The following is a 13,598-nucleotide window of genomic DNA, read 5'->3' on the forward strand; positions in this document are numbered from 1 at the left end:
AGAGTGGCCATATGGCACGACCGAGGCGCATCGTCCTGGTCCGGCACGGAGAGTCGGAGGGGAACCAGGACGACTCCATCTATGAACGTGTGCCCGATCATGCCCTCGCGCTGACCGAGAAGGGGATGCGGCAGGCCCAGGCCACGGGGGAGGGGCTGCGTGAGCTCTTCGGCCAGGAGCATGTCTCCGCATACGTCTCCCCCTACCGCCGCACGCACCAGACGCTCGCCGCCTTCGGGCTCGACCCGGCTCTGCTGCGCGTACGGGAGGAGCCGCGGCTGCGGGAGCAGGACTGGGGCAACTGGCAGGACCGCGAGGACGTACGGAAGCAGAAGGAGTACCGGGACGCCTACGGGCACTTCTTCTACCGCTTCGCACAGGGGGAGTCCGGGGCGGACGTGTACGACAGGGCGGGTGCGTTCCTGGAGAGCCTCTGGCGCAGCTTCGAGCGGCCCGACCACCCGCCGAACGTGCTGATCGTCACGCACGGGCTGACCATGCGCCTTTTCTGCATGCGCTGGCTGCACTGGACGGTGGCCGAGTTCGAGTCGCTGTCGAATCCCGGGAACGCGGAGACCCGTACGCTGGAACTGGGGAAGGACGGGCGCTACCACCTCGACCGCCCCTTCGAGCAATGGTGCATCCCGCGCTCGTACGGAACCTGCATGTGACGGTCCACCGGCCGCGGTGGGCGGCACGGGCACGTGGACGACGACAACCGGACGACGCACTGTGAACGCTTGACCATGAACCCCGAATCCCAAGATCCCGCAACCGGCGAGGCGTCGGGCGAACCGGGCGGCAAGTCGGCTGCGCCGCACGGCCATCGGGGCGTCCCGCAGGACGACCGGTGGGGAGACGCGTGGGACAGCCGCACGGGCCGCGAGCAGGATGAGAAGACCGAGGCCCGGGAGCGGGGCGGCGCAGGGGACGGACGCGAGACCTGGCCCGCGCCGGGGCCGGGAGACGGGGAGGGGGCAGCCGGCCCCGGTCCCTCCGGCCCCCTCTGCCCCACCGGTGGCCCCGGCGGGCACACGGCGGAGAGCCGGCGCTACGCTGAACCGGCCATGCCGATCACTCCTCCAACACACCGCGTCGAGCGGTCGATTCGCGCCAGGACGGGCGCCAAGGTCGTGGCGGGAATCGACGAGGTCGGCAGGGGAGCCTGGGCGGGACCGGTCACCGTGTGCGCCGCGGTCACCGGGCTGCGCCGGCCACCCGAGGGCCTCACCGACTCCAAGCTGCTGACTGTGAAGCGCCGAACGGAACTGGCGGGTGTGCTCGATGACTGGGTCTCCGCCCACGCCCTCGGCCACTCCTCGTCGGAGGAGATCGACGAGTTGGGGATGACGGCCGCGCTTCGGCTGGCCGCCCAGCGTGCACTCGAAGCGCTGCCTGTCTGCCCGGACGCGGTGATCCTCGACGGCAAGCACGACTACCTCGGGGTCCCCTGGCAGGTACGAACCGTGATCAAGGGCGACCAGTCCTGCATCTCCGTGGCGGCCGCCTCCGTGCTGGCGAAGGTGCGCCGGGACGCTCTCATGGCCGAACTCGGTGCCGCCCACGCTGACTTCGCATTCGGCGAAAACGCCGGTTACCCCTCGCCGGTGCACAAGACCGCGCTCCAGGCGCTGGGGCCCACTCCGCACCACCGGATGTCGTGGGCGTTCATGGACGCGCTGCCGCGGTGGCAGCACCTCAAGCGCACACGTGCCGTCCCGGACGAAGAGACCCCGGCTGCCGAGCAGATGGGCTTCTTCTGACCAGCCCGCCCTCGAACGGAAAACCGCTGGCCGAACCCGCTTACGCGCGTCACGCCGGCGTTTGATAGACATCACCCCATGCCTCTCACCCCTGAGGAGCCACAGATTCACGAGAGTGTCCCGGGCAGCCGCAGCTCCGCGGCCGCGACCCGGACCCCGCAGGCTTCCCGCCCCGCAGCACCCATCCCCGGACCCCGGGCTCCGTCGCGTCCCAAGCCGCCGCGCGCGGACAGTAAGGGGCCGACTCCGGGCCGGCCCGGCACCGTGCGCACAGCTGGTGCGCAGCGGACCGCCGCCGCGCCCGCGCGTACCGCTGCGCAGATCGAACTGGTCACCGCCGCCGACGCGACAGCTGTCGACGTCGCGGACGAGACGGTGGACAAGCTCCTGGACGAGGGCACTCGTCCAGGTGACGTCCTCGTGGTCACCACCGGCGAACAACATCCGTGGGCGCAGCATGAACTCTCCTTCGGTGAGGACGCCTACTGGCGTCAGCTTGCTGAGGGTGAGGACGTCTTCTGCGTGCACACCACGGCGTTGCCGAGCGTCGGACGCCGGGCCGTGGTCGTCCTCGCCGTCAACGGAGGCACGGACTCCGAGGCCGCCGAAGCGCTGCCCGCAGCGCTCACGAAGGCGGGACGCAGCCTGATCGTCTGCGGCGACCCGCAGCGTCTGCGTCAACTCCTCTGAGCTGAGGAACTTCGTCCACGTCCGGGCGCCGATTCCGGACGTTCTGCCTCTCCGTCTGTGTGCTCGCCTCCAGGTGGTGCTCCTCCTCCTGCTCCCCGGTGGGCGTGTCCTCTACCGCTGGGCGTGCCAGGAGCGGAGGGACGCCCCTGGCATCACCCCTGTGCGGCGAGGACCAGCGGCAGCACCCGCTCCGCGCCGGCCCGCAGCAGCAGCCGCGCCGCAACGGCGAGCGTCCAGCCGGTGTCGGTGAAGTCGTCCACCAGCAGCAGCGGACCGGCCGCGTCCGCGACCGCGGCCGACAAAGGCTCGGGAAGGATCAGCGACCCGTGCAGTGCGCGCATCCGCTGTGCCCCGTTGCTGCGTGCGGGAGCGACGTCCGGAACCCCTTCCGCGTACGTCACCGTGCCGAGCAGGGGCATGCGGCCGATCTGAGATATACGTTCGCCGAGCGACTGCACGAGTCGGGGCCGGGTCCGCGAGGCCACCGTGACCACGCCGACAGGCCGGGCAGGGGCATCCGGCGCTCCGGTGCCCCAACCACCGGGAGCCTTGGCCCAGTCGGCGAGTACGTCCACCACCGCGGCGACGACGTCATCGGGCACCGGGCCGTCCTGCGACTGCGGAGCTAGGAGGGGGCGGAGCCGGTTGCCCCAGCCGATGTCCGAGAGCCGTCCCAACGCCCGGCCGGTCGCGGGCTGTTCACCTGGTGGGATCTTCCCCTTGAGATCCACTCCGATCGCCGGCAGACCCGTCGGCCACATCTTGCGAGGCTCCACTTCGACTCCGGGCCGGGCGAGTTCACCGCGGGCCGCCTCCAGGGTGACCGCGGAGACCTCGGCCGTGAACCGCGGGCCCGTGCAGTTGTCGCAGCGTCCGCACGGAGCCGCCTCGCCGTCGTCGAGCTGGCGGCGCAGGAACTCCATCCGGCAGTCCGCGGTCGCCGTGTAGTCCCGCATGGCCTGCTGCTCGGCTTCACGCTGCCGGGCCACCCAGGCGTAACGCTGCGTGTCGTACTGCCACGGCCGGCCGGTGACCGTCCAGCCGCCGCGCACCCTCCGCACCGCGCCGTCCACGTCGAGCACCTTCAGCATGGTCTCCAGCCGCGAGCGGCGCAGCTCGACCTGCGGCTCCAGCGCGGGCAGCGACAGCGGCCTGTCCGCCGCCCCCAGGACGTCGAGAGTCCTGCGCACCTGGTCCTCGTCGGGGAAGGCGAGCGAGGCGAAGTAGCGCCAGATCGCCTCGTCCTCCCGGCCCGGCAGCAGCAGCACCTCCGCGTGCTCGACGCCGCGGCCTGCGCGGCCCACCTGCTGGTAGTAGGCGATGGGGGAGGAGGGGGAGCCGAGATGGACGACGAAGCCCAGGTCGGGTTTGTCGAAGCCCATGCCCAGGGCGGACGTCGCCACGAGGGCTTTGACGCGGTTGGCCAGCAGGTCCGCCTCCGCGGCCTCCCGTTCCGTGTTCTCCGACTTGCCCGTGTAGGCGGCCACCGTATGGCCCTGGCCTCGGAGGAACGCCGTCACCTCTTCCGCCGCCGCGACCGTGAGGGTGTAGACGATGCCGGAGCCCGGCAGCTTCTCAAGCTGCTCGGACAGCCAGGCCATCCGGTGGGCCGCGTCGGGGAGTGTGAGGACGCCGAGGCTGAGGCTCTCCCGCTCCAGCGGCCCGCGCAGCACCAGTGCCTCGCCGTCGCCCCTGTCCGGGCCGGCACCGTCGCCCGCGGGGACGGTGCCGAGTTGGTCGGCGACGTCGGCGGTCACCCTGGCGTTGGCCGTGGCCGTCGTGGCCAGCACAGGCACGCCGGCGGGCAGTTCGGCCAGCATCGTGCGCAGCCGGCGGTAGTCAGGCCGGAAATCGTGGCCCCAGTCGGAGATGCAGTGGGCTTCGTCGACCACCAGCAGGCCCGTGGCCGCGGTCAGTTCGGGAAGCACCTGGTCCCTGAAGTCAGGATTGTTCAGCCGCTCCGGGCTGACCAGCAGCACGTCCACGGTCCCTTCGGCGACCTCGGCCTGGATCGCCTGCCAGTCCTGCGTGTTCGAGGAATTGATGGTGCGGGCGCGGATACCGGCGCCCGCAGCCGCGGCCACCTGATTCCGCATCAGGGCGAGCAGCGGCGAGACAATGACGGTGGGTCCCTGCCCGGCCGCCCGGAGCAGCGCGGTCGCGACGAAGTAGACGGCCGACTTGCCCCATCCGGTGCGCTGGACCACAAGAGCCCGCCGCCGCTCGGCGACCAGCGCCTCGATGGCCCGCCACTGGTCGTCGCGCAGCCGTGCCTCGCCCGAGTCGTCGCCGACGAGGCGGGCGAGAACAGCATCGGCCTTGAGGCGCAGTTCCGTGTGGTTCATGGTCTCCATGCAACCGGATGCGGGACGCCCGGGCCAATGAGCCTGTGGAAAACCGACCTTCAGTAAGAAAGAAATACGAACGGGCGCAGCTGTGGATAAGTCATGACGAACAGCGACTCGTTCCCGGCACCGTTGCGCCATGACTCATCGAGACAACGGACAACACGGCCACAGCGACGACGGCACACCGCGCGAGCCCGGCGCCACTGAGCCCGCCCCGGTCGGCACACCCCACGAGGTAAAGAGCGAGATCGCGTTGCGCAACCCGGCCGAGCTGGCCGACGCCCTTCCATACCTGCTCGGCTTCTATCCGGACGACTCCGTCGTGGTCGTCGCCCTGCACGGTCCACGAGGGCGCTTCGGCGGGCGGATCCGGATCGGTATCCCGACCTCCGCCGACGAATGGGGCGCCGTCTCCGAACAGGTAGCCACCTGTCTGGAGGGCGAAGTGAGGTCGGACGGCCGTCGGCCCGAAGGGGCCATCGTCTTTCTCTGCCAGGATCCCGGCGCCGGGCAGCGGAAGGAGGAGGTGATGCAGCGCCTGCGGCCGCTCGCCCAGGCGCTGCGCACGGCCTGCGGCGCCCGCGAGATCCCGGTCTACGAGGCGCTTTGCCTGTCGGATGGCTCCTATTGGTCCTACTGCTGCCCCGACTCGTCATGCTGCCCGAGCGAAGGCCGCCCCCTGGGTGCGACCGGAACATCGGCCATGGCGGCCGCCGCTGCCTATGCGGGAATCCAAGTCCGGGGCTCCTTGCGGGAGATGGAGCGGCGCCTGGCCGCGCTCGGGTCCGGCCTGGCCCAGGAGCAGGAGAGTGCTCTCGATTCGGCGAGCTCCGCCCTCGTCCCCCGCATGCTGGCCCCGGACGGCTGCGCGGCCGTGCGAGCCGAGACGCTGCGGCTTGCCCGTTCGCTGCTGGACCGGTTCCGTGAGGCAGTTCCCGATCAGGCCGACAGCGCCCTCGCCGACGAGTACGACGACGCGCTCCTCGGCCATGACGACGCGGCAGCGGTGATCCTCGGCCTCCAGGACCGCCGCACCCGTGACCGGGCGGCAGAGTGGATGGAAGGCTCCGACTCGGCCCCTGCACTGCGGCTTTGGCGTGCCCTGTCCCGGCGCTGCGTAGGCCCGTACAGCGAGCACGCCGCGGCTCCGCTGACGCTCGCCGGCTGGGTCGCCTGGTCCACCGGAGACGGGCCCTCGGCGCGGGTCGCGCTCGACCGCGCCCTTCGCAGCGACCCCGACTACGTATTCGCGCAGCTGCTTCACCGCGCCTTCAACGACGGCATGGACCCGGAGCCCTTGCGCCGCTGCATGCGCAAGGAGCGGGCAGTGCGCCAAGCGGAGGACAAGCGCGGTTCTGCCGGCCCCACCACCTGCAGCGTGCCGTGACCAGCATGCCCGTCAACCGTTCAACTCTGTGCAGACGCCGCTCATCTCCAGCCCCGGCCCAGACCGGACCACACACAAGAGGAAGCGGAGGTACGTCCATGTCCCCGATGTCGCAGCCGGTTTCGCCCCAGCCGCGCACCCCCGGCCGGTATCCGACGGCCGCGCCGCCACCCGCTCTCATCGCTGCGCGGGGAGAGAGGCCCGCCCCTGGACGCACTTTTGCGCAGCCGCCACCCGCGGCGGAGCACCAGTCGGCCCACGCCGCGCTGATCTGCGTCGCGGCGCCGCATCTCGCTGTGTCCGCTGAGCACGGCCAGTTGAACGGCGAAGGCATGGAGGGCTTCTACTACGGGGGCCGACGAGTGATCGCTCGCTGCCGCCTCCTCCTGGGCGGCAAGGAGCCGCTTCCGCTGCAGGGACGCATGATGAGTGCCAGACAGGCCCGCTTCACAGCGACAGCGCCGACGACGGTCGGGACCGGGCCCGATCCGGCGCTCGTCGTCGAGAGGCTGAGATCCGCAGACGGCACGGAGCGCGTCACCGTACGGAACACCGGCGGGCGGCCGGTGAGGCTGCCGCTCGAGCTGCGTCTCGGCACCGACCTGGCGGAGATCGCCGCCATCGCAGTCGGGCAGGCCGGGCACGAGCTCCCCGCATCGGTTCACGGTTCAGGCCTGTTGTGGTCGGCGGGAAATCTCCGCGCCGCCGTATCCGCCGAGCCGCAGCCTGACACCCGCTGGGCTCAGCTGGGGCTGCTGAGGTGGGACTGGGAGCTGCCACCCGGGTCCGAACGGAGTGTGGTCCTCAGGACCGACCTCGTACGGACTCCCGCCGCTGCCCCGAAGGGCAAGGCCAAGAGCAGGGGCAGGAGCAGGAAGAGAGTCCCGGGCCCGGTCTCCGTCCTCGCCGCCGGCCGGCCGCCGAGGCTCTGGCGCGGTGCCCGTGCGGACGGTGACGACCCCAGGGTCGTGGCCCTCTTCAGAGCCGGGCTCGACGATGCCAACGCGCTCCTGATGAGCGATCCGGCGGCACCGTCGGATCTGCATCTCGCCGCTGGAGCACCGTGGCGCTGCGCCCTGGCCCCTGCCGACTCCCTTCGTGCGGCCCGGATGCTGCTGCCCCTCGGCACTCGCCTGGCGGCGGGCACCCTGCGCACACTCGCTCGCGGCCAGCTGACCGGGCCCGGCCCGGATGCGGGCCGCCTCCCGGGCGCGCTGCGTCACGCGGGCCCGTACGCCCCGCCGAGCTGCAGCGGGACGGAAGCCACCCTGCTCTTCCCAGCCGTCCTCGCCGAGGCACGGCTGTGGGGCCTGCCCGAGTGCGACACGCAGCAGCTCCTGCCCGCGGCCGAACGCTGCCTGACCTGGATGCTCAACACCGCAGGAGAGGGATTGTTCCTGCCCGACCCGGCGCCCGACGGCCTGTACCGCTGCGAAGTACAGGCGAGCGCCCACCGCGCCGCGCTGCTCGGAGCCGACCTCCTCGACGCCTGCGGAGGCGACGGGGGAGGAGCGCTGCGGGAGTGGGCTGAGGACCTGGCCCACCGCTTCCAGGAGGAGTTCTGGCTGGAGGAGGAGAGCGGGGCGAGACCTGTGGCGGCCCGTGCCAAGGATGGGGCCGTCTTGACTCATCTGACTTCCGCAGCGGTGGAGTTGCTTGATACGGGCCTGGCCGCAGGTGGCCGTCCCGCCGTCGGGCTGCTGACCAAGGAGCAGACGGAACAGCTCTGCCGTTATCTGGAGAGTCCCGAGCTCGATTCCGGCTGGGGGCTGCGCAGCCTCGGCCAAGGCGACGCGCGGCACAATCCGTTCGGGCATCGCGGCGGTGCCGTTCGCGTCCAGGAGTCCGTGAGCGCTGTCGCCGGGCTCGCCGCGGCGGGCCATGAGGAAGAGGCGTGTTCACTACTGCACGGAGTGCTCGACGCGGCAGCGTCGTTCGGCTTCCGGCTGCCCGAGATGTACGCGGCTGAGCAGCGGGCGGGAGGTGGCATGCCGCTTCCGCACCCCGCGGCGTGCCGGCCCGCTGCGGTGGCCGCGGCAGGAGCCGTGCATCTGCTCCTCACGCTCGCCGGGGTCCGCCCGGATGTCCCGGCGGGAACGGTGTCCGTGCGGCCGCTGCCGGACCCGTCGCTCGGTGCCGTGCGGTTCGCCGGTCTGCGTGTCGCCGGGGAGCCGTTCACTGTCCGGGTGAGCGGCACCGGGGAGGGCGAGGTCGAGGAGGTGTCGGACGGGGTGAGGACTGCCGTCGACTGAATTGCCGCCGACCGAAGGGAAGCCCGGTGCACCAACAGCGGGAACACCCGCGGCAGTAGCGCCGATGCGCCGTCCGGTCGCGGCCCGGAGAGCGGTCCGGACGGTTGGCCGCACCCTGATGGAAGACCCGCCGGGAACCGCCTGATTATCGTCAGGAAGACGACTATGATCATGGCATGCCCTACGAGCCGTCGGCCTTCCCTCCCTTCGCCGTCACCGTCGACCTCGTGGTGCTCACGGTGCGCAGACACGCGCTCTGTGCTCTGGCAGTACGTCGTGGCGAGGCACCGTACGAGGGGAAGTGGGCGCTGCCCGGGGGCTTCGTCCGGGCAGACGAGGATCTTGATTCCGCCGCCGCGCGTGAACTCGCCGAGGAGACGGGCCTGCAGGCGCACGACACGGCCGGGGGACTTCCCGGTGCGCACCTCGAACAGCTGGCGACCTACGGCGATCCCGGCCGCGATCCGCGGATGAGGGTTGTGAGTGTCGCCCACCTCGCCCTCGCACCGGATCTGCCGTCACCCACACCCGGGGGAGATGCGCGGGGCGCCCGTTGGGCTCCCGTCGAAGACCTCCTCGTCGACGACGCCTCCACCCGTCGCCACGCCGACGACGGAGACAAGGCATCTCTCGCCTTCGACCACGACCAGATCCTCGCGGCCGGTGTGGAAAGAGCGCGTTCGAAGATCGAGTATTCGTCGCTCGCCACCGCCTTCTGTCCACCGGAGTTCACGGTCGGCGAGCTGCGCAGGGTCTACGAAGCGGTGTGGGGCGTGGCTCTCGATCCGCGCAACTTCCATCGCAAAGTGACCGGGACGCCCGGCTTCCTCGTCCCCAGCGGAGGAACGACCACGCGTCAGGGCGGCCGTCCCGCACAGCTGTTCCGGGCAGGTGGCGCCAATCTCCTGAACCCGCCGATGCTGCGTCCCGAGGTCTGACTCCCCGCCACCGCTCCCGACCCTGCTCCCCGGCAGCGACCACCGGCCGATCCGCACACCGCCGTCTGCACACCGCTGTCCGCACACCGCCGTCTGCACACGTCCGTTCGCCCGAGCCCACAGCCCGCCCGCCGGCAACGGACCTGGCCGTGCGCAGTGCATTACCGGTGAAAGCAAGACATGTCGCGCTATCTTGCCTGGGTGCATCCCCCATGCGTTACGCGGGAGAAGCGATGATCCAGGCAATCGGGCTCACGAGCCTGCCTCGCCGTCACCAACTCAAGCCCGCTGTCGACGACCTCACCTTCGAGGCCCGTCCCGGCAGGGTCACCGTGCTCCACGGACCCGGAGGCTCGGGCAAGACAACTGCCCTGCGTCTCATGCTCCAGCTGCAGGCCGGACGCGGAACGGCCCTCTTCCGGGGGCGTCCGGTACACCGGATCACGAACCTCGCGCGCGAAGTCGGCGTGCTGTTCGGCGAAGTGAACGGGCACCCGGGCCGTACCGCCCGGGGTCATCTTCGGATGCTCGCCGCGGCAGCCGGTGTCCCGGCGGGCAGAGCGGACGACGTGCTCGACGTCGTCGGTCTCAGCGGGCTGGCCGACCAGCGGATGGGCATGCTCTCCCGTGGAATGGACCGACGCCTCGGCATGGCCTGCGCCTTGCTGGGAGATCCGCACACGCTGATCCTCGACGAACCGGCGAACGGCCTGTCCCCTCGGGAGACGGCCTGGCTCTATTCACTGCTGCGGGGATACGCGCACCAGGGCGGTGCCGTCCTCGTCACCTCACACCTCTCCGAAGAAGCGGCCGGACTGGCCGACCGCGTCATCAGCGTCGACTCGGGCCGGCTGATCGCCGACCAGGGTGTCGCAGACTTCGTGCGTACGCGCCTCCGCCCGCGCGTGGCCGTGCGCACGCCGTACGCGGAACGCCTCGTCGCCGTACTCACGCAGGAGGGGCGCAAGGCGGGCAAGGACCGCGACAACGGCCCGCTCAAGGTCGTCCGCGAAGGAGGTACGAGAGTCTCCGTCTACGGCAGCAGCTGTGCCGAAGTCGGGGAGTACGCCCACCGGAACGGCATCCTCATCCATCAACTCACTGACGAGAGCGGCGATACCGGAGACGCGCACGTCCCTGGTCCGCTCGAACGGGCCGACGGCCGGGGCCCGTCACGGAGCGAGGCCGGGCCCGTTCCCGCAGCGGCGGCTTCCGCGCAGGCGCATGCCGGGACGGAGGCGGCCGACGAAGCCTTCGCGCCCACTTCACCTCCCGGGGCTCCGGAACCGGACAGCGCGGGGACACCCGTCGAACCGGAACCCACGACGAACCCGGTACTCCTGGAACTCGAAGAGCTCACGGAACTCGAAGACCCCGCTGCAGACGAAGACGCCGCGCCCGACTCCCGCCCGGGAACGGTGAGTTCGGAGCAGCCGCCGCCCCATCACGGGACCGACCACCGTCCTCGCCCCGAGCCCGGCGACGACCCCGGCACGGAACCGGAGCCCGTGCTCGTCTCGAGCCCCGCGGCAGCACCGGCGTCCGCCACGACCTCAGCCTCCGGTCTGACCGGACCGGCGTCCATGAGAGCCGCGTCCGGTGACGAGACGCCACCGCACGGCCTGGACGCACGTCCCGGTACGGCTTCCGAGGCCGACCCGGAGACGATCGCCTCGGAGGCACCGACGGTCCGGCTCAGCGAGAGCCCACTCGACGGCCCGCCCGACGCACCCTCCGCCGAGCTGCGAACCGATTCGCGAACCGATCCGGAAACCGAACCGTCAGCCGATGCGGTCACCGATTCCTCCGAGCCGGGCCGCTCCTCCTCCGGCACCGTCTCCATCGGCCCGGGCATCGTGCTGAAGCCGCTTGCCGACCCGGACCTCCGCGCCAAGTCCACCCCCGCCAAATCGACCTCCTCCGAGGCCACCTCCGCCAAGTCCTCGTCCCGCGAGTCCGCCTCCGCCTGGACCCCGAACCGTCCGCCCGCACGTGCCGCCGCCGAACTCCCGCCGCAGCTGCACGCGGTCGCGCGTCCCGGCCCTGCCGCACCTCTGCGCTATGAACTGTGCCGCCTGATCAGCATCCGCAGCACCTGGACGGCGATGGTCCTGACGCTGGTGGTGGCACTCTGCGTCGGTCTCGTCATGGCACGCACCGGTGCGGGACTTCCCGCAGGCTCGGGCGGCTCTCTGACACCGGCCGTGCGCCTGCTCGCGGGCTGGCCCGCGGGCGGCGTCTTCTTCCTGCCGCCCGCCGCCCTCGCAGCCGGACTGCTGGGGGCCTTCGCCTTCGGTGAGGAGTTCCGCTACCCCGCACTCGCCCCTGCCCGTTCACCCGTGCCGCGCCGCCTCAGCCTCCTCGCGGCCAAACTCGCCGTCTCGGCAACGCTGGCCCTGCTGCTCAGTGTCGCTGTCGCGGTCGTCAACGCGGCAGGCGTGACGCTGCTCTTCGGGTCCGAAGCCCTCTCGCTCCCCTCGGACACGACGCCTGTCGCCGACGGCTCGTGGCAACTGCACATCGCGGCGGTGTTCGCATTCGCGGTCGGCTGCGCCTGGGCCGGAGTTCTGGCCGCGGGAGTCTTCCGTTCCGGCGTGGTGGGCACGGCAGTCGTGGTCACGGTTCCCTTGCTGCTCGCGCCTGTTGTACGGACGTTTCTCGGCGGTGCCCCGGGTCCGGGCCGTTCCGCCGAGGGACTTCCCGGACGTCTGGAAGCCGCGCTTCTGGTGCCCTGGCCGCCCGGAACCGAGGACTGGGTGGCTGCGGTGCTGGAGCTGGCCTCCCAACCCGTCGGCTCCGCACTGGCGTTGTCGCTGACGGTGCTGCTCGCCGGATACGTCGTCACCGTCCTGAACAGCAAGGTCAGATAGCGCCGGGCGAGACCTCGGGGGCTCACTTCGCAGGCTGTTCTCCTGCATCAACACGCCGCATATGACAGGAAGATGACCCCCGGGCAACGCCTTCTTTCCGATAAGGCGTCAATTGTCCCGAAGTCAGTGATCACCCTTTCGTGTGCTTTTCACCAAAGCCCTCAAGGCCGCCCGGAGGGCCGCCGACAAAGGATGCGTGACTACCCTTGCGCACTCCATGATGACCTCCGCTCGCTCAGCCGACTCCGGCCTCGCCGGCCCGGGCGAACTCGACCGTTACGCGTACGCCGAGTCCTCCGGCACGGCACGCACGACCAGCAACGTCCCTGCCTGGCAAGGCTCCGAGGCCGACATCAACCGCGCCGGCCGCCGCGCGGCCGGCAGCCGCGGACGCGGTCTGCACGGCCAACTCGTCCAGCAGCTCGGTCAGATGATCGTCTCCGGCGACCTGGGGGCCGACCGTCCCCTCGTTCCCGAGGAGATCGGCCACCGCTTCGAGGTCTCCCGCACCGTCGTCCGCGAATCCCTCCGCGTCCTGGAGGCGAAGGGACTGGTCAGTGCCCGGCCCAACGTCGGTACCAGGGTGCGCCCCGTCAGCGACTGGAACCTGCTCGACCCCGACATCATCGAGTGGCGGGCCTTCGGCCCGAAGCGTGAGGACCAGCGGCGGGAGCTGCGTGAACTGCGAAGCACCATCGAGCCGTTGGCCGCGCGCCTCGCAGCCGGCCAGGTGCGCGACGAGGTGCAGCAGCGCTTGGCGGACATGGTCGAGATCATGACGCACGCCGTCGGGCAGGGCGACACCCTGACCTTCTCCCGTGCGGACGCCGAGTTCCACGGCCAGCTCCTCCAGGCGGCCGGGAACCGCATGCTCGAACACCTCTCGGGCATCGTCTCCGCCGCCCTCCAGGTGTCGGGCGGTTCCGGTACGGGATGCGACGTCGCCACGGAGGCCTCGATCGCCCAGCACCAGCGGGTGGTCGACGCGCTCGCCTCCGGTGAGGGCGCCGCCGCCGAGTCGGCGATGCGGCACGTCCTCAGCGGCCGTCCCGACGCCGGTGCTCCTCCGGTCTCGCAGCCCGGCGTGGGGAGCGGCGGCTCCGCCACGGGTGCGGCCGGCGCCGATCACGTGGTCCCCCCGCCGCGCGAGCACTGAGTCCGGCGGTCCCTGAGCAGCGAGAGCCGCTCCGTGCCGGCCGCAGGCGGGGTGCCCGGCCGGCCGCGTCCGGCGGGCCTCGTTCCGCCGCGAAAACGGATGCGCCGCCGGAATTCGGCGGCGCATCCGTTTCCGCCCTCGTGCATGCGGGGCAGCTTCTTTGGAGTGGCGTCCTTTTCGTCGGCCTCTTTCCA

General features: G+C 71.3%; 9 protein-coding genes. 8 read left to right on the forward strand and 1 reads right to left on the reverse strand.

The features are described from left to right. The first annotated feature begins 11 nt into the window (after positions 1 to 11). From AN215_RS27015 to AN215_RS28965, 3 genes are all read left to right on the forward strand, one after another. Positions 12 to 671, forward strand: a complete 660-nt coding sequence (locus AN215_RS27015; RefSeq protein ID WP_070010586.1) for a histidine phosphatase family protein — start codon at positions 12 to 14, stop codon at positions 669 to 671. A 396-nt stretch (positions 672 to 1,067) separates the two neighbouring features. After that, on the forward strand, positions 1,068 to 1,763 hold the full coding sequence (gene rnhB / locus AN215_RS27020) for a ribonuclease HII (protein WP_070011296.1): 696 nt from the start codon (positions 1,068 to 1,070) through the stop codon (positions 1,761 to 1,763). 264 nt (positions 1,764 to 2,027) lie between these two features. Beyond that, a complete protein-coding gene (locus tag AN215_RS28965; protein WP_338057943.1) occupies positions 2,028 to 2,453 on the forward strand; it encodes a hypothetical protein in 426 nt (141 codons plus the stop codon). Between the two features lie 152 nt (positions 2,454 to 2,605). On the opposite strand, the gene AN215_RS27030 is transcribed toward AN215_RS28965, so the two are convergent. Next, a complete protein-coding gene (locus AN215_RS27030; RefSeq protein ID WP_070010585.1) occupies positions 2,606 to 4,798 on the reverse strand; it encodes a RecQ family ATP-dependent DNA helicase in 2,193 nt (730 codons plus the stop codon). Between the two features lie 139 nt (positions 4,799 to 4,937). Between AN215_RS27030 and AN215_RS27035 the strand changes: the two genes are divergently transcribed. The 5 genes from AN215_RS27035 to AN215_RS27055 all read left to right on the forward strand — a co-directional run bounded on the left by AN215_RS27035 (position 4,938) and on the right by AN215_RS27055 (position 13,404). Further along, the gene (locus AN215_RS27035; protein ID WP_070010584.1) at positions 4,938 to 6,188 is read left to right on the forward strand and encodes a DUF4192 domain-containing protein; all 1,251 of its coding nucleotides are present in this window, start codon (positions 4,938 to 4,940) and stop codon (positions 6,186 to 6,188) included. Between the two features lie 107 nt (positions 6,189 to 6,295). Next, positions 6,296 to 8,440, forward strand: coding sequence for a glycogen debranching N-terminal domain-containing protein (locus AN215_RS27040; RefSeq protein WP_107374471.1), 2,145 nt, complete (start codon positions 6,296 to 6,298; stop codon positions 8,438 to 8,440). A 176-nt stretch (positions 8,441 to 8,616) separates the two neighbouring features. Next, positions 8,617 to 9,378: an NUDIX hydrolase gene (locus AN215_RS27045; RefSeq protein WP_070010582.1), complete on the forward strand. Its 762-nt coding sequence runs from the start codon at positions 8,617 to 8,619 to the stop codon at positions 9,376 to 9,378. A 233-nt stretch (positions 9,379 to 9,611) separates the two neighbouring features. Then, on the forward strand, positions 9,612 to 12,248 hold the full coding sequence (locus AN215_RS27050) for an ABC transporter ATP-binding protein (protein WP_070010581.1): 2,637 nt from the start codon (positions 9,612 to 9,614) through the stop codon (positions 12,246 to 12,248). A gap of 142 nt (positions 12,249 to 12,390) precedes the next feature. Further along, the gene (locus tag AN215_RS27055) at positions 12,391 to 13,404 is read left to right on the forward strand and encodes a FadR/GntR family transcriptional regulator (RefSeq protein WP_079123441.1); all 1,014 of its coding nucleotides are present in this window, start codon (positions 12,391 to 12,393) and stop codon (positions 13,402 to 13,404) included. Positions 13,405 to 13,598 lie beyond the last annotated feature (194 nt).

It is taken from the genome of Streptomyces abyssalis (genome assembly GCF_001751365.1).
Taxonomy (GTDB): Bacteria; Actinomycetota; Actinomycetes; order Streptomycetales; family Streptomycetaceae; genus Streptomyces; species Streptomyces abyssalis.